Source organism: Thalassospiraceae bacterium LMO-SO8 (assembly GCA_031655335.1).
Classification (GTDB): Bacteria; Pseudomonadota; Alphaproteobacteria; order Rhodospirillales; family Casp-alpha2; genus UBA1479.
Map to the genome: position 1 here is coordinate 1,369,723 of CP134226.1, position 15,878 is coordinate 1,385,600.

The 15,878-nt window shown below is 66.8% G+C and carries 16 protein-coding genes; 4 read left to right on the forward strand and 12 right to left on the reverse strand.

The window, feature by feature from the left end:
- Nucleotides 1–7: 7 nt before the first annotated feature.
- The 7 genes from RJ527_06615 to RJ527_06645 all read right to left on the reverse strand — a co-directional run bounded on the left by RJ527_06615 (nt 8) and on the right by RJ527_06645 (nt 7,727).
- A complete protein-coding gene (locus tag RJ527_06615) occupies nt 8–670 on the reverse strand; it encodes an RraA family protein (protein WND77409.1) in 663 nt (220 codons plus the stop codon).
- Between the two features lie 103 nt (nt 671–773).
- Nucleotides 774–3,578, reverse strand: a complete 2,805-nt coding sequence (locus tag RJ527_06620; protein WND77410.1) for a carboxypeptidase-like regulatory domain-containing protein — start codon at nt 3,576–3,578, stop codon at nt 774–776.
- A 142-nt stretch (nt 3,579–3,720) separates the two neighbouring features.
- Nucleotides 3,721–4,569 carry a fimbria/pilus periplasmic chaperone gene (locus RJ527_06625; GenBank protein WND77411.1) on the reverse strand — a complete coding sequence of 283 codons (849 nt, stop codon included), beginning with the start codon at nt 4,567–4,569 and terminating at the stop codon, nt 3,721–3,723.
- A 66-nt stretch (nt 4,570–4,635) separates the two neighbouring features.
- The gene (locus tag RJ527_06630; protein ID WND77412.1) at nt 4,636–5,292 is read right to left on the reverse strand and encodes a DUF4402 domain-containing protein; all 657 of its coding nucleotides are present in this window, start codon (nt 5,290–5,292) and stop codon (nt 4,636–4,638) included.
- Between the two features lie 131 nt (nt 5,293–5,423).
- Nucleotides 5,424–5,945 carry a DUF4402 domain-containing protein gene (locus tag RJ527_06635; GenBank protein WND77413.1) on the reverse strand — a complete coding sequence of 174 codons (522 nt, stop codon included), beginning with the start codon at nt 5,943–5,945 and terminating at the stop codon, nt 5,424–5,426.
- Between the two features lie 98 nt (nt 5,946–6,043).
- Entirely contained in the window at nt 6,044–6,526 is a 483-nt protein-coding gene (locus RJ527_06640; GenBank protein WND77414.1) for a DUF4402 domain-containing protein, read from the reverse strand.
- A gap of 442 nt (nt 6,527–6,968) precedes the next feature.
- On the reverse strand, nt 6,969–7,727 hold the full coding sequence (locus RJ527_06645; protein WND77415.1) for a hypothetical protein: 759 nt from the start codon (nt 7,725–7,727) through the stop codon (nt 6,969–6,971).
- A gap of 286 nt (nt 7,728–8,013) precedes the next feature.
- Here RJ527_06645 and RJ527_06650 point away from each other — a divergent pair, with 286 nt between their 5' ends.
- The 4 genes from RJ527_06650 to RJ527_06665 all read left to right on the forward strand — a co-directional run bounded on the left by RJ527_06650 (nt 8,014) and on the right by RJ527_06665 (nt 11,319).
- Complete coding sequence (locus tag RJ527_06650; protein ID WND77416.1) at nt 8,014–8,277, forward strand: hypothetical protein; 264 nt, start codon at nt 8,014–8,016, stop codon at nt 8,275–8,277.
- A gap of 168 nt (nt 8,278–8,445) precedes the next feature.
- Nucleotides 8,446–9,762, forward strand: a complete 1,317-nt coding sequence (gene egtB, locus RJ527_06655) for an ergothioneine biosynthesis protein EgtB (protein ID WND77417.1) — start codon at nt 8,446–8,448, stop codon at nt 9,760–9,762.
- 7 nt (nt 9,763–9,769) lie between these two features.
- Nucleotides 9,770–10,738: an L-histidine N(alpha)-methyltransferase gene (egtD, locus tag RJ527_06660; protein ID WND77418.1), complete on the forward strand. Its 969-nt coding sequence runs from the start codon at nt 9,770–9,772 to the stop codon at nt 10,736–10,738.
- A 38-nt stretch (nt 10,739–10,776) separates the two neighbouring features.
- Nucleotides 10,777–11,319 carry a hypothetical protein gene (locus RJ527_06665; GenBank protein ID WND77419.1) on the forward strand — a complete coding sequence of 181 codons (543 nt, stop codon included), beginning with the start codon at nt 10,777–10,779 and terminating at the stop codon, nt 11,317–11,319.
- Nucleotides 11,320–11,334: 15 nt separating this feature from the next.
- Here the strand turns inward: RJ527_06665 and RJ527_06670 are convergent, their stop codons facing one another.
- The 5 genes from RJ527_06670 to mmsB all read right to left on the reverse strand — a co-directional run bounded on the left by RJ527_06670 (nt 11,335) and on the right by mmsB (nt 15,825).
- Complete coding sequence (locus tag RJ527_06670) at nt 11,335–12,348, reverse strand: NADP-dependent oxidoreductase (GenBank protein ID WND77420.1); 1,014 nt, start codon at nt 12,346–12,348, stop codon at nt 11,335–11,337.
- 17 nt (nt 12,349–12,365) lie between these two features.
- The gene (locus tag RJ527_06675; GenBank protein WND77421.1) at nt 12,366–13,406 is read right to left on the reverse strand and encodes a 5-methyltetrahydropteroyltriglutamate--homocysteine methyltransferase; all 1,041 of its coding nucleotides are present in this window, start codon (nt 13,404–13,406) and stop codon (nt 12,366–12,368) included.
- A gap of 72 nt (nt 13,407–13,478) precedes the next feature.
- Entirely contained in the window at nt 13,479–14,390 is a 912-nt protein-coding gene (locus tag RJ527_06680) for an MBL fold metallo-hydrolase (protein WND77422.1), read from the reverse strand.
- Nucleotides 14,391–14,413: 23 nt separating this feature from the next.
- Nucleotides 14,414–14,902, reverse strand: coding sequence for a peroxiredoxin (locus RJ527_06685; GenBank protein ID WND77423.1), 489 nt, complete (start codon nt 14,900–14,902; stop codon nt 14,414–14,416).
- A 35-nt stretch (nt 14,903–14,937) separates the two neighbouring features.
- Complete coding sequence (mmsB, locus tag RJ527_06690) at nt 14,938–15,825, reverse strand: 3-hydroxyisobutyrate dehydrogenase (GenBank protein ID WND77424.1); 888 nt, start codon at nt 15,823–15,825, stop codon at nt 14,938–14,940.
- Between the last annotated feature and the right edge of the window lie 53 nt (nt 15,826–15,878).

A 15,878-nucleotide genomic window follows, 5' to 3' on the forward strand; every position in this document is an offset into this window, starting at 1 on the left:
TGCGGATTTAGGGAAGCAGTTCCGGTTCCGGCAGGCCCATCATCTGGGCCGTGGTTTCGCCGGCCTTGATGCGGGCGATGGTCGCCTCCTCGTCGGCGATCTTCTTGATCGAGGCCGCCAGCAGTTCGGTGGCGCGGGCCAGCGGCACCACGGCCACGCCGTCGTCGTCGCCGATCACGATGTCGCCCGGCGACACCGCCGCCCCGCCGCAGGAAATGGTGCCGTCGATGACCCCGCCGAAGCCCTTGTGCGGGCCCTGGGGGACATGGGCGGCGCAGAACGCGGGCAGGCCCATCTCGGCGATTTCGGCGACGTCGCGCATGGCCCCGTCGATGACCACGCCGCCCGCCTGCTTGGCGACGGCGCCGTGGGTCATGATGCCGCCCCAGATCGCGACGTCGGCATAGCCGCCGGCGTCGATGACCAGGATCTCGCCCGGGTTGAGCAGGCCGATGGCGTAATGCGCCGCCGAATTGTCGCCGACCATGCAGGTCACCGTGCGCGCCTGACCGCAGACCGTCATGCCCTTCTTCACCGGCTTGATGCGCCCGGCCATGCATTGGGTCCGGTTCATCATGTCGGACACGATGGCGGGCGGAATGGCGCGCCATTGGGCGAGCACGTCGTCGGACAGGCGGTCAAAGGTCACGTTGTGGCGTTGGATGGCCATGGAGGGCTCCCGTTCGGTCGTTTCTTGGAGGCCGCCCGTTGCGGGCGGCGTGTCCCGCCACTTAAACCCAGCGGGCGGGGCCTGCCAACCCCCTTCTGCCGAACTATTGCGGCGGGGCCGGGGTCACCGGGACGACAGGCACCGCCGGCGGGGGCGGCGGCAGGTCGGCCGGGTCGGGGGCCGTCGCGGGAGCACGGTCCGGCGCCGGCGTCCCGGCCGGGACATCCGTGCCCTGCGGCCGCAGCACGAAATCCTGGCCGCCGATCACCGTGCCGTCGCCTTCGATCGTCGCCCGGCGCACACCCCCGGTGACGAGGCCCAGCTTGGTCAGTTGCTCTGGATTGATGCGCAGGCTGTAGGCGCCGGGAGGCACGAATTCCATCAGGTAGAAGCCGTCGAAGGCGGAGCGCAGTTCGCGCACCACGTTGCCCTCGGCGTCGAGCATCTGGATTTCGGCGCCGGACACGGGAAACACCTTGGTGCCCTCGACCTTGAACACGGTGCCGTCGATTTCGCCCGTCGTGACCACGGGGAAATCGACCCGCGCCGTGCCGCCCGGATGGGTCACGATCGACACGCCCTTTTTCGACGGCACCAGGAACGGGTCGCCCAGGCTGTCGGGGTCGAGCTTGACCACCAGGTTGCGGTTGGGCGAGACCGAGGGGATGTAGACGAAGCCCTCGGCATCGGTCTTGTCGCGCTGAATGCCGCGGTCGATTTCCAACCGCACCCCTTCCATGGGCTTGTCGCCGTCGTCGAACACGCCGTTGCCGTTGTGGTCGAGGAACACCCGGCTCATCAACGCCCCCTGGGTGGCGATGCGGTCGGCGGTGACGGTCGGCCGCATCGTCACCGGGTTGACGCCGAAGGACATGGCCATGTTGACCCGGGCCTGGAACACGGCGTCGTCGGAATATTCCAGATCCAGGCCCCAGGCCGACCATTCGGTCAGCCGGTTGAGCCCGAAGGAAATGGAATTGACCACGTCCGGCGGGGCAGAACGCTCAAGCCCGACGCTGATTTCCAGGTCCTTGGAAATGCGCTTGTCCGCCGTCACGGTCATGGTGCCGTAATCCGTTTCCGGCAGCACCTTGTAGCCGACCGTGCCGCGCAGCCGCACGTCGCCGACCCGCCCGCCCAAAAGAAAGGTGCCCGACGCCGACTTGTCCACGCCCGTCGATGTCTTGGTCCGCGAATAATCGAGGGTATGGGTCACCGACAGGCGGCCGATCGGCACGGTCACGCGGTTGGACAGGGTGGTCGTCTTGTCGCCGTTGACGAAACGGTCGTGGTCCAGGGTCAGGCTGACCGGCATCTGCGGCAGGTCGAACACGGAGATCGCGCCGTCGATGCGCATCGTGGTCGAGGAATTGAGCTTCGAGGTCCCCGTGCCCGTGAACTGTTCGCTGACGAAGTTCTTGGTGATGTTGTGCTCCAGGATCGTCGAAAATCCGAGGATCGAGGTCTGCGCGATCATCCGCGTCGCCCAGCCGCCGTCCTGCTGATTGACCAGATCGACCTTGCCGAACAGATTGCCGAACGAGGTCGCCAGCGTCGTGCCCACGTAGGTGTCGCGGCCGCCGTCGTCGCGCGGAATGGCGACGATGCTGCCGCCCAGCGACAGGTTCTTGCTGAGCCCCGTCTGCACCCGCGCCATCACGCGCGCCTGGTCGCGCCGGGTATCGGTGCCCGACACGCGCTGATTGGCGATCAGACGGTCGTCGTGCAGGCCGGCGGAGATCTCGTACTTGACCTCGCCGGGCTTGATCTGGTCGAGACCGACGCGGATCTGGCGGGTTTCCTCGCGGACCTGACCCTGCGGCCCGTAGAACACCAGGCGCACCACGTTGACCCCGAACAAGAGCGGCACGTCGGTGAATTCATAGCGCCCGTCGGACCGCGCCTCGGCGAAGTCGATCAGGGTTTCGTTGCGGTAGACCTCCATCTCCCAGCCCAGCGGCAGGTCGCCGGTCAGGGTGATGCGGTCGAATTCGTCGGGCGTGCCGCCGACGTCAAAATTGGTGACCGTCGCACCGTTGGCGACCTGGCTGCGCGTGGTCAGGGCGAACTGCGGCGTATAGATGTCGCCGCCCCTGATCTGCGTGGCGCCCAGGTCGCCCAACAGGCTTTCGCCCAGGCGGCCGTCCAGGTCCGTGCGCTCGAAGGTCGTGCGGATGTCGGATACGGCCTGGCCGTTCTGGCCGCTCACGAACACGCTGGCGTTGGTGCCCGCGACATCGGCGGCGCCGGTCATGTTGTAGGAATAGGTGTAGCGTTTGGCCTGCGATCCGTGGGTCGCCCGCGTGCCCTGAACATAAATATCGGCGCGGGGGACCGAGATCAGGCCCGGCGGCTGTTCTTCCTTGGGATAGTCGCGGTCCGGGCCGCGTTGACGCAAGGCGCGTTCGCGCGCGTCTTCCCGGGCCAGCCGGGATTCGATGGGCAGCGGTTCGCGCGAGGTCAGGGTCGTGGTCAGGTTCGGCAGGTCGAAGGCGATGTCGATGGGGAACCATTGCGACAACAGGCGCACGTCGACGTAGATATCCCCGTCGGCGGCATGCACCAGGGCCGGATCGAAGGTCCGCGACTTGCCCTCGATGGTCACTTCCCGGCGGCTCAGGGACAGGGAGAACAGGCGATTTTCCGCGAGGAACCAGCCGCCGGCGATGCCCGCCTGGGCATCGGCGGTGATGGGGAAGTCAAGCGCCCGGGCAAGATCGCCCAGGGGCAGTTCCAGGGACGAGCCGGACAAAAGAGCCGGGAACCCGTCACTGAGCCGCAGGCCGCCGAGACGCAGTTCCAGGATCAGGGGTTCGCGCAGGTTGAGACGATGGCGATTGTCGCCGCTTTGCGCCCAGGCCGCCCCGGCCGACAGGCAGATCGCCGCCCAGACAAGAAGAAACGCCACCCAGGCCCCCTTGCGGCGGGCCGGCAGACGGCGCATCACACCGGCCACACCAAACGGCGCATTTTCGCTGGTGTTTCCGTCATGCCGTTCCGCCCCGCTTCCGGGACCTGGCGCCGCCCCCGCCGGGGGCCCGTCGTCTTGGTTATGGCAGCGTAACTTCACCCGAGGCCAGTGTCGTATCTCCGTCCACCTGACGATAGAGGACCTTCAACATCCCCTTGCCCAGGGTGCTTCCCGGAGGCACGACAAGCGGCACCTCCACCATTCTGTCCGTGTTGGGCGTGAACACCGCAAGACGCGTGACCTCGCCCACGACGACCGGCGCGCCGCCGCCGGCGGGCAGGTATTCGACCTTCACGTCGCCATAGGCGGACTTGGCGCCCTGGCGCGTGAGTTTGAACGTCAGCTTCTTCTTGTCCTTGTCCGGCACCACGGCGAGGTCCGACATCGCGACCTTGAGGTCAAGGTCCCCATGGCGGACGATGACCGGAATGGTGATCCCGAAGATCGGCGTCAACTTGATGGAAACGCCGCCCTGGCCGGCTTTTTCGTCAACGGCGCGGCCGGCATCCTCGGGCGGAACGGCGCGGAAGAACATGTGCGAGCGGTATTCCCCCGCCGCCAGGTCCGTCGGCTTGCGCAGGATCAGGCGCACCGTCTGCGTGCCGCCCGGCGGGATATCGACCTGGCGCGGCGCATAGCGAACCAGTTCCTCGGCCGTCTTCATCCCGGCCGGCGGCTGGTCGACGGCCTTCAGGCTGCCTTTTTCATCCATTTCCATGGCGATCAGGGAAATCCGGAACAGGGCCGTTTCCGATCCCCGGTTGGTCAGCGTGACGGTGGCGGACCGATTTCGGCCTTCAAGTTCGACACGGGTCGGCGACACGACCAGGTCGCCGAAACCCTGCGCCGCCGCGGGGCGGGCATGGCCCGCCAATCCGGCGATCATAAGCGCCAGGGCGATCCCCGGGATCAATCTGGTTGGACGCATGCCGACACTCCCCTAAACCATTGTTTTGTATAACGCGCCGCGTGTGCTCAAGGTTTATCCGAACATTCAGTTATAGGAAACCATAACGGTGAAAAACTTTTCCCCGAAAATGGTCGGCCCGAAGTTGTCCGGACGTTGAATTTGAATGACCTGCGGGCCTTCGGCCGTCTGCACGGTCACGGCGACGATATTCGGATCGATGCCGCCGTCCGCGCCGGGGGCCGGGCCGCCCGCGTTGGTCGTCAACTGCTGCAGGCTCGCCGGCGATCCGCTTTGCGACTTGGCGCCGATGGCGATCTGCGCGGCGCCGTCGCCGCCGATGGTCGGGCTGCTTCCCGCGTTGTGATCGAAATTGGTGACCACCAGTTCGCCCGTATCGGTCACCACCACCAGGGAGTCCGTCAGGGTCAGCGAAAAGCTTTGATTGGGGGCGCCCGAAATGGCGATTGCCGCGGCCAGCGCGCCGCCCGATGGCGGCGGGGCCACGGGTCCGCGCCGCGCGGGACTGGCGGCCTGCGTCAAGGGATCGGTGCCGCCCGCATCCGGCGCCGCCAGAAAGCCTTGCGCATTCGACAATTCCTGCAACCCGATCACGCCCGCGGGGCGCACGATCTGGACGGTGACGCGGGAGGAAACCGCGGAATCGGCAACGGCGGAACCGGCCGTACCCGGCACGCCGGTCAGGGCCAGCCCGGCCAGCAGGGCGGCCGCGGCGTATCGCAAGCCGGCAGATTTCAGGTTACGTCGCGCCGTCATTATTCTTTCGAACCTTCGGCCGGGAATGGCGTCGGCGCAGCATAGCATAATCGGCGCGGCAGGGCCGCCTGCTTCATCACGGTTCGCACGCCCGGCCATCACTGCGGATCCACGTAGACGGTGAACGAGCCGGTGTACTCCGCACCCGGCAGGTTGGTGCCCAGGTTCAAGGTCGCGCCGACGGAAATGTCGACGCGTCCGCGCCGCCCCAGATCGATGGGATTGGTCAGATTCATCGTGAAGTTGCTGAGGGTCCCGCTGCCGCCGCCGCCGGTGACCGTCGCCGTGGTCGGCAGGGTCACGATGACCAGCGCATTGTCCGGTCCGGTAATGCGGAATTCGGCCTCGCGGTGGTTCTTGCCCAGGTCGATGACGCCGCCGGTCACGGACTTGTTGCCCGACGGCGAGATCACGACCGTGCCGGGGGTGTTCGACGTCGCGACCTTGCCGAACAGCAAGGTACGGCGTTCCGTGATGTTGAGGGATTGGGCCTGGGCCTGTCCCCAGCCGGGAACGACCCCTGCCGCCAATCCATCGATCAGCGGGGCGGACAGAATGAACATGGCCGCCAGAAGAGCGGCCGCGCGCAATCGTCTTATAATGGTGCGTGGCTTGGTCATGACGACCTTCAACCTAGCACGGGATCAACGGGCATCGGCAATCGCGCACACATGGCCGGCCCCGGATTGGCGCCGGGGCCGGGCCATGCGCTGCGGAATTACTGATAGTTGACGGAGACCGTGTAGGTGCCCGAATAGCTGCCGGCGGTCTGGTTGGCGCCGACCGCGAGCGTGCCGCCCACGTTGAAGGTGTCGGTGCCGCCCGTGAGGGTGCCGGAGCCGGGATCGGTCAAGGTCACGGTCATCGCCGTGCCCGGGCCGCTCAAGCTGACGGTGCCCGGAATGGTCACGCTGTAGGTCGCGCCGCTGGCGCCGGTCACCGTGAAGGCACCCGCGGCCGGCGAGCCGCCCAGGTCGCTGACGCCGCCCGTGACGCTTTTGGCGCCGGCAACCGAAACGGTAACCGTACCGGAAGCGGCGCTGGGGCCGACGTTGCCGAAGGCCAGGGCCGTGTCCTGCACGATGGACACCGGGGCCGCGATTTCGACGCTGGCGCCGGCGGTAACGGAATTGGCGGCCTGCGCCTGGCCCGCATACAACGCGGCGGCCATGACGGCGCCGAGCACAGTTACTTTTTTCATATTGGTGGTCATTCTAATTCACTCCGCAAAGTCGTCTTCGTTTCGAGGAAATCCGCGACACTCAATCACCGGCGTGTTTGGCCCGCCGTGCGACCGATGCGTTATGCGGATGTTGGCCCAAGACCTTCCCATCAAGAAAACCGTCCCGGAGGCAAGAGCACCAAGCCCCCCGAACGGCGCAACCGAAGTTGCACGTCTTATGCCAGACCCTCCTGACACCAGCCTGACGCCTAGCTGACATGAAGCTTACAAAGCCGTTGAATTTCTTAGCTTATTCGTGGCGGCGGAAAGGTCGACAAACGGCTCTGTTCCGCGCGATTCTCTCTCCCGGCGGCCTTTCCGCAGGCCTTCCGGCGGCATCCACGGCACATGGCCAAGATGACAAAATTATTCGGCATTACCGATCTGCGACGCAGAACGCGAGACCGCCGCCCCGCCGGAATCACCGAAGCGGCACGGCGGGCCGGCGGTACTTGGGCGGCAAAACCAGTTGCGGCGGCGGCGGCAGGTCCGCCTCGGGCGCCTGATGATCCTGCAATTCGCGCAGGATACGGCTGGCCCGCGCCCAGGAAACCTCGACCTGCGCCGGGCCGGAGGCATGCGTTGCTTCTGGGGATGTTTCGGGGATCACGGCTGTCGGGGCCTCGGCCAACGGCGCCGGGCGCGGCACCGGGCCGGGCGCGCCGGTTGCATCGGGGACAATGCCGTGAAGCGGCGGCAGCGCCGCCAGCACCTTGCCGCCGTCCTCGGCCGGGGTTCGCTGTCCCGGCCGCGGCACGATGTCGAGGACCAGACGCCAGGGGCCGGCGCCCGCATCCCCGCCGCCCTTGGGCGGGTCGAGAAGGAAGGCGCGGCGGATGAAGGCGTCGAAGCGGCTGGCCACCCGAAAGCGGAGCGGCCCGTCGCCCTCGGCCGGGCGGACGATCAGATCGGGCGCGAGCGGATCGCCCGCCAAGGCCGCGTGGCCTTCGGGCGGCAGGGCCACGTTCGGCAGGCTGATCTCGAAGGTGCGCCGGCCCGTGGCCCGGGCGTCATAATCAGGGGGCGCCGTCAGATCGAACACCAGGCGCAGGAAGCCGGCATGACGGCCCAGACGCAGGCCGGTGACGTCCGCCGCCTCGGCCGCGCGAACCGGCGCGGACACGACCGTGCCCGCCGCCAGAACGACCGGCAGCAACAGAAGAAAGGCCGCGCTTCGCACAGCCCATCGGCGGAATACATGCCCAGAATGCCGCATCTTGGCATCCCTTTTAGGCGCCGGGGGGCGGGCGCCGCAAGGTCCGCGCACGCCCGGCAACATCGATATGCGAAGCCCTTGGAAACAATCACATTTCCCTAATGTGTCAGTTGTCTGTCAGCATTTCGCGGTATAAGCTTCTCCGCTCGCGTGACGATTTTCCGGGAATCGTGCCCCCGGGCGTGGCGCACCGCCGGAAAGCAAGGCGGCGTCGGGGCAAACCTGCGGGGACCACGCAAAGGAGGTCACGGTGGAACTGATCAAACAACTGGGCTGGCTGCCCATCGGCATCGTGCTGATTGTCGCGACGGTCGTCGCGGGCGTGCTGCTGAAGATGACCTCGCCCAAGAAGCCGGACATCGACAAGCTGAGCGACCGCGAAAAGTGGGAAATGTACGGGATCGGCTCGGGCCCCAAACCCGGCGACGATGTCGAGGAATACTGGCGCGACTACGAGCTTATCAAGCAGGGCGGCGGCCGCGACGACGAGTATTTCCGCGACGATCAGATCTGACCGTTCCGCCACCTTGCCGCGCCCAACACCGGCCACGCGGCCGTAACGCAACTGTGAAAAAATAATCCACACAGGATCGGACCCGTCCGTTAAGGTTTGGGCGAACCCTGCCGCGTGGCCCAAGCCGCGCGCCCCGAACAAGCGGAAACATTCACGAACAGCGTATTCATGGCATCCCAGAACCGACGCGCCGAATTGAAAAGCACCTCGGCGGCCGAGGCATCGGAAGCCCTCCTGCGGCGGCTTCAGACGATGCGCGCCGAAACCCTGGCCCTGACCGAAGGCCTGTCCGACGCCGACGCCACGGCCCAGTCCATGGCCGACGCCAGCCCCGCCAAATGGCACCTGGGACACACCAGCTGGTTCTTCGAGGCCCTCGTCCTGGAACCCGGGCTTCCCGGCTACACCCTGTTCGACGACCGCTTCGCCTATCTGTTCAATTCCTATTACGACAGCGTCGGCCCGCGCCAGCCGCGGCCGCAGCGCGGCCTTTTGACCCGCCCGCCGCTGGCCGACGTGATCGCCTATCGGCGCCATGTCGATGCCGGCCTGGCCGACCTGATGACCGGCGGCAACTGTGATGAAGCCCTTCTGAAAACCATCGAACTGGGCCTGCATCATGAACAGCAGCATCAGGAACTGCTGCTGACGGACATCCTGCACCTGTTCGCGCAAAACCCGCTCAGGCCCGCCTACCGCGCCGCCGAGCCGCTGGCCGCGGGCGGGGGTGCGCCGGACCTGACGTGGATCGCCTTCGACGGCGGCATCCTGCCCATCGGCGCCGACACGGGCGCCGGCGGTTTCGCCTTCGACTGCGAAACACCGCGCCACGATGCGCTCATCCGGCCGTTCCGTCTGGCGTCCCGCCCGACGACCAACGGCGAGTGGATGGCCTTCATCGCCGACGGCGGCTACGCCGACCCCTTGTTATGGCTGTCCGACGGCTGGGCCACGGTTCAGGCCGAGGACTGGGTCGCCCCCTTGTACTGGGAGAACCGCGACGGCGGCTGGTGGACCATGACCCTCAAGGGTCCGCAGCCCGTCGACCCGGACGCCCCCGTGACCCACGTCAGCCTGTTCGAGGCCGACGCCTTCGCCCGCTGGTCGGGCAAGCGCCTGCCGACGGAATTCGAATGGGAGGCCGCCGCCCGCGACATCCCGGTCGCCGGCAACTTCGCCGACACGGGCCGCCTGCGCCCGGCCCCGGCGCCAAACCCGGACCACGACCAGGACCGTGACGGATTGCAGCAGATGTTCGGCGACGTCTGGGAATGGACGGCCAGCGCCTATGCCCCCTATCCCGGCTTCCAGCCCACGGACGGGGCCGGCGGCGAATACAACGGCAAGTTCATGTCGGGGCAGAACGTGCTGCGCGGCGGATCCTGCGCCACGCCGCAAGGCCATGCGCGCGCGACCTACCGCAACTTCTTTTATCCGCATCAGCGTTGGCAGTTCACCGGCCTGCGCCTGGCCGAGGATGGGTGAGACGACGATGGACGCCTTTGCCGATGTTGAGGACACAGGATTGGACGACGACGGCAGGGAAGCCTTCCTGCGCGACGTGATCGAGGGGCTGTCCGCCGCCACCAAGACCCTGCCCTGCAAGTGGCTCTACGACGTGCGCGGCTCGGCCCTGTTCGAGGAAATCACCCATCTCGACGAATACTATCCGACGCGCACGGAGCTTGCCCTGCTGGCCGACATCGCGGACGACCTGGGATCGGCCCTGCCGGCCCGGGCCTGGGTGGTGGAATTCGGATCGGGGTCCAGCCGCAAGTCGGACCTGTTCCTCAACGCGCTGGACGCCCCCCACGGCTACGTGCCCATCGACGTCGCCGGCGATTATCTGGAGGCCGCCGCCAGCGCCTTGGCCGACCGCCTGCCGCATCTCAAGGTCGTTCCCGTGGTCGGCGATTTCACGGCCGAGCTTCCCCTGCCGTCCGCCCTCGACGATGCGCCCACGGTCGGCTTCTTTCCCGGCTCCACCATCGGCAATTTCGAACCGCCGCAGGCGGCCCGCTTCCTGGCCCGCGCCCGGCGCATGCTCGGCGACGGCGCCTTCATGGTGGTCGGCGTCGACCTGAAAAAGGACCTGGGCGTGCTGCTGCCCGCCTACGACGACGCCCGGGGCGTGACCGCCGATTTCAACCTGAACCTTCTCGACCGCATCAACCGCGAGTTGGGCGGCGGCTTCGACCGCGACCGCTTCGCCCATCGTGTGCGCTACGACGACGACGAAGGCCGTGTCGAGATGCATCTCGAAAGCACGGTCGATCAGACAGTGCACATCGACGGCCATGCCTTCGACTTCCGCGCCGGCGAGACCATCCACACGGAAAATTCCTACAAATACGCGGTCGGCGATTTCCACCGCGTGGCCGGCGGCGCCGGCTGGCGCGCGCAGCGGCACTGGACCGACGCCGACGGCCTGTTCTCCATCCATCTGCTTGCCGCCGCCTGAGACTTGCGCCATCCTGAGACCAGCAGGGAGGCAACGCCATGCGGCGTGCGTTCATCGGCACATTGGCTTTGGTCTTGGGCCTGGTTCTGGGCCCCACGGCGCGCGCCTGCGGGCCCGAGGTCGTCATTCAGTTCATCGATTCCAGCCCCGACCTGTTCATCATCGAAAACAAGAGCCTGGAAGCCTGGACCCTGCTGAGCCTGGAATTCCGCGCACAGAAGTCCGCCGGACGCGTGGTGTTCGACACCGACCTGGGCGGCGCCGGCGCGTCGGAGCCCTATCAGTTCGAGGTGGTCGAAGGCGAGGTCGGCCTGATGAAGGCGCCCGTCGTCGCCGACGGGGCGGAAGAACTGAGCCTGCATTTCGCCAACTTCGCGCCGGGCCGGAAATTCGTCTTCACGATCGACCTTGACGACCGCCTCGAGAATTCGCCCATGGGCCAGGCCTACGTGACCGGCGAGGAAATCGCGGGGGCCGAGGTCCTGGGCCTGTTCACCCATCCCAAGATCGGCAAAGGCAACGCCCGGGGCACCTTCGGCAGCGACGGCAAGGCGCACCTGCGCGGCGCGACCTGCGCGTAAGCCGATGGCGAAACGTCAGGTCAGCTTGACAAGCTGTTTGCCGACGTTCTTGCCCTGCAACATGCCGATGAAGGCCTCGGGCGCCGTTTCGATGCCCTGGGCGATGGTTTCGCGGTACCTCATGCGGCCATCCGCGACCATGGCTTCCAGTTCCGCCCGCGCCTGGGGCCAGATGGCCTTGTGAGCGTTGAGCACGAAGCCTTCCATCTTCAGCGACTTGTCGAAGAACAGGTGCATGTTGCGGTTGCCGTGGGCCGCGCCCGTTTCGTTGTAGCGGGCCAGCACGCCGCACACCGGAATGCGGGCCAGGCGGTTGCACTGCCCCATCACCGTTTCCAAAATCTCGCCGCCCACGTTGTCGAAATAAACGTCGACGCCGTCGGGGGCCGCGGCCTTCAACTGGCCCGCAAGGTCGGGCGCCTTGTAGTCGACGCAGGCGTCGAAGCCGAATTCGTCCACCACCAGTTTGCATTTATCCGGCCCGCCGGCGATGCCGACGGCGCGGCAGCCCATGTCCTTGGCCAACTGGCCGACGCAACTGCCGACCGACCCGGCGGCGGCGGACACCACCACCGTCTCGCCGGCCTTGGGCTGGCCCGTGATCTTGAGCCCGACCCAGGCCGTCACGCCCGTGGACCCGCAGACGCCGAGATAGGCCGAGAGCGGCACGCGGTCTTTCGGTTCGACGACGAAATCCAGGTCCGCGCCGTCCGACACCACATGGGTCTGCCAGCCGAGCCGCCCGACCACGTGGGTCCCGACGGGAAAATCGGGATGGTTCGTCTTCACCACCTCGCCCAAAACGCGCCCGACCATCAGGTCGCCCGGCTTCAGCACGTTGGGGCTGTAGGTCCAGCCGCCGCCCATCAGCATGCGCTGATAGGGATCGAGCGAGAGATACAGATTGCGCAACAGGAACTGCCCGGCGCCCGGTTCCGGCACGGGGGCCTCCTCCAGGCGGAAGTTGTCGGGCGTGGGTAGGCCCTCGGGCGTCGAGTTGAACAGCACCCGGGTGTTGGTCTCGGTCATGGGCAGGCTTTCTTCGTTTATTTGGTCAGTTCCGCGCGCACGATGGCGGCCCCGTCGGCCATGGCCTTCATCTTGCCGAAGGCGACGTCGCGGGGCAGGTACTTGAGGCCGCAATCGGGGGCCACGATGATCTTTTCCGCCGGATGGTGGGCCAGGCCCTTGCGGATGCGGTCGGCCACCGTTTCCGGGCTTTCGATGTCGTGGGTCGACAGATCCAGCACGCCCAGGATGATGTTCTTTTCCGGCAGGGTTTCCAGCACGGCGCAGTCCAGATGCGACTGCGCCGTCTCGATGGAAATATCGCACACGGAACAGGCGGCCAACTGCGGCAGGAAGGAATAGCCCTCGGGCCGTTCGTGGATGATGGCGGCATAGCCGAAGCAGATATGCACGGCGGTCTCGCCCTCAATCCCGTCGAGCGCGCGGTTGAGCGCGTCCAGCCCGAACTCGCCGGCCTTTTCCGGCCGCGCCTGCATGTAGGGCTCGTCAAGCTGCACCACGTCGGCGCCGGCGGCGAACAGGTCGCGGACTTCCTCGTTCACGGCGGCGGCGTAGTCCATGGCCAGGTCGGCCTCGGAGGCATAGAAATCGTTCTGCGCCTGCTGCGACATGGTGAAGGGGCCGGGCACGGTGATCTTGATCTTGCGGTCCGTATTGGCGCGCAGGAACTTCACGTCCTCGACCTCGACCGCGTGCATGCGGGTGATCTTGCCGGTGATGCGCGGCACCGGGTTCGGGTGGCCGGAACGGTCCAGCGCCGTGCCCGGATTGTCGATGTCGACGCCCGACAGCGCCGTGGCGAAACGGTTGGAATAGCTTTCGCGGCGCATTTCGCCGTCGGTGATGATGTCCAGCCCGGCCCGTTCCTGATCGCGGATCGCCAGGATGGTGGCATCGTTCTGGGCCTCTTCCAGATATTCCGGATCGACGCGCCACAGCTCCTTCGCCCGCGTGCGCGGCGGGAAACGCCCGGCCAGCTTGGCGCGATCGAGCAGCCAGTTGGGCTGGGCGTAGGAGCCGACCAGCGAGGTCGGCAGCAGGGTGTTGATGGTGGTCATGTCGGTATCCTCCCAAAAATGTTTTGCCGACCCTAGCACGCGGGCCGGTGCGCCGGTACAGCCCCGGCGCGGTTAACCGGCGACGCGCATCCGCCCGGCCGCGTCGAGAATCAGGGTTTCGAAATGCCGCGGCACGAAGACCTCCGTATCCGGCGCGGCGGCCTTGACCTCGGCGATGAAGGCGTCGGTCTGCGCCAGGGCCTTGTCCTGGGGCGCACCGAAGGGCAGGCCCTGATCGTCCCAATGGGTCGCGACGACCAGCGGCGGGCGGCCCAGACAGCGCATCAGCCGCGCCGTGTAGTCATGGATGTCGAGGCGCGGGGGGGCGGCGGCGATGAACGCGATGTCGGGGCGCAAACCCTCGATCTCGCGCTCGATGAAGTTCATGGAACCGAACAACAGAACCTCGCGCCCGGCGATGCGGATCAGGTAGGCGAGGGTGCCGCCCTCGACATAGTCGTCGAGGCAGAGCGGCGTGTCCTGCACCGGGATGGTGCCGAAATCCTTGTACAGCTTGCACGACAGGGCGGAATGCAGGCTCGGGATCACGCGGATCGAGAATTTTTCGTAAGCGTAATCCTCGCCGCCCCGCACGGCATGGATCTGTTCATCCGGCACGCCGCCGTTGATCGCGATGTTGCAGGTACTTTCCGTGCCGATCACCACCGCGCCGGTCTTGTTGGCGATGTAGGGCACGTCCATGGCGTGGTTGAAATGGGAGTGGGACAGGATGATGTAGTCGGCCTTGGGCACGTGGCGGTCGATGGTCGCCGTGTCGTGGCCGGCCGGCTCGCTCATCTTCACCACCGGGCGCGGATCGTCGGGAATTTCCGTCGCGTCGTGGGGGCCGTAGCGCCGCCCCTGAAAACGCACCCGCGACAGATAGGGGTCGAGCAGGATCACCGTCTCGCCGTCCGTGATTTTCCAGCCCGCCGCCCCGAAATGGGTGAACTGCAACGGGCGCATGTTGCCGCCGTCGGTCATCGGTCTCTCCTTGGGGTGTCGGGTCAGCCGAGGGCCGCGAGAATCTGTTCCGCCGAGGAGACGTTGAGCCCGGGCTCCGTCTCCAGCGCGAAATGGGTGATCACGCCGTCCTCGACGATCATGGCATATCGCTTGGACCGCTTGCCGTAGCCCTTGGCCGACATGTCGGAGGCGATCCCCATGGCCTCGGTCAGCGCGCAGTTGCCGTCGGACAGCATGGTGACCTTGCCGGGCGCCTCATGGGCCACGCCCCAGGCGGTCATGACCATGGCGTCGTTGACCGACAGGCAGGCGATTTCGTCCACGCCCTTGGCCAGGATGGCATCCGCCTGGGCGACGAAGCCCGGCAGGTGCTTGGCCGAACAGGTGCGGGTGAAGGCCCCCGGCAGGCCGAACACCACGACCTTGCGGCCCTTGAAAAAATCATCGGTGGAAACCGCTTCGGGTCCGCCGTCGTCGCCCATCTTGAAGATGGTGGCGGAAGGCACGCGGTCGCCGGTCTTGATGGTCATGGATGGATGCTCCTTAGGTCGTATTGCTTTTGGTGTTACTTCGCGCGGTCGCGGATCAGGTTGATGATGCCGGAGAAATCCTTTCCGGCCTGCCCCGCGTCGGCGTAATCCTGGTACAGCGACGCTGCCTTTTCGGCGACCGACACCTCGGCGCCGGTGCTGTGCGCGGCGGCGATGGCGAGGCCCATGTCCTTCAACATCAGGGCCGCCGCGAAGCCGGGGGCATAGTCCCGGTTGGCGGGCGAGGTCGGCACCGGGCCCGGCACCGGGCAATATGTCGTGAGCGACCAGCACTGGCCCGACGCCGTGGACGACACGTCGAACAGGCGCTGCGCGTCGAGGCCCAGTTTTTCCGCCAGCACGAAGGCCTCGGCGACCGAGGCCATCTGAATGCCCAGCATCATGTTGTTGCAGATCTTGGCCGCCTGGCCGTTTCCCGGGCCGCCGCAATGGACGATGGTCTTGCCCATTTTCTCCAGGATCGGCTTGGCCCGGGCAAAGGCGTCATCCGCGCCGCCGACCATGAAGGTCAGGGTCGCACCCTCGGCCCCGCCGACACCGCCGGACACGGGCGCGTCGACCATGGCGAAGCCCTTGGCCGCCGCCGCCGCATGCACCGCGCGCGAGGTATCGACGTCGATGGTCGAACAGTCGATCACCAGGGTGCCCGGCGAAAGCGTGTCGAACAGACCGCCCAGGCAGACCTCCTTCACATGCTTGCCGGCGGGCAGCATGGTGATGACGACCTCGGCCCCCTGGGCCGCATCGGCCGCACTCTCGGCCGCCCGCGCGCCCGCTTGTGCCGCCTTGGCCAGCAGGTCCGCCGACAGGTCGAAGGCCGCGACCGCGTGCCCGGCCTTGATCAGATTGGCCGCCATGGGATTGCCCATGTTGCCGACGCCGATGAATGCGATGTTGGTCATATGCGGTGTCCTTCAGGCAGATGCCCGCCCGGCGCGGCTGAACCCGCGACCAG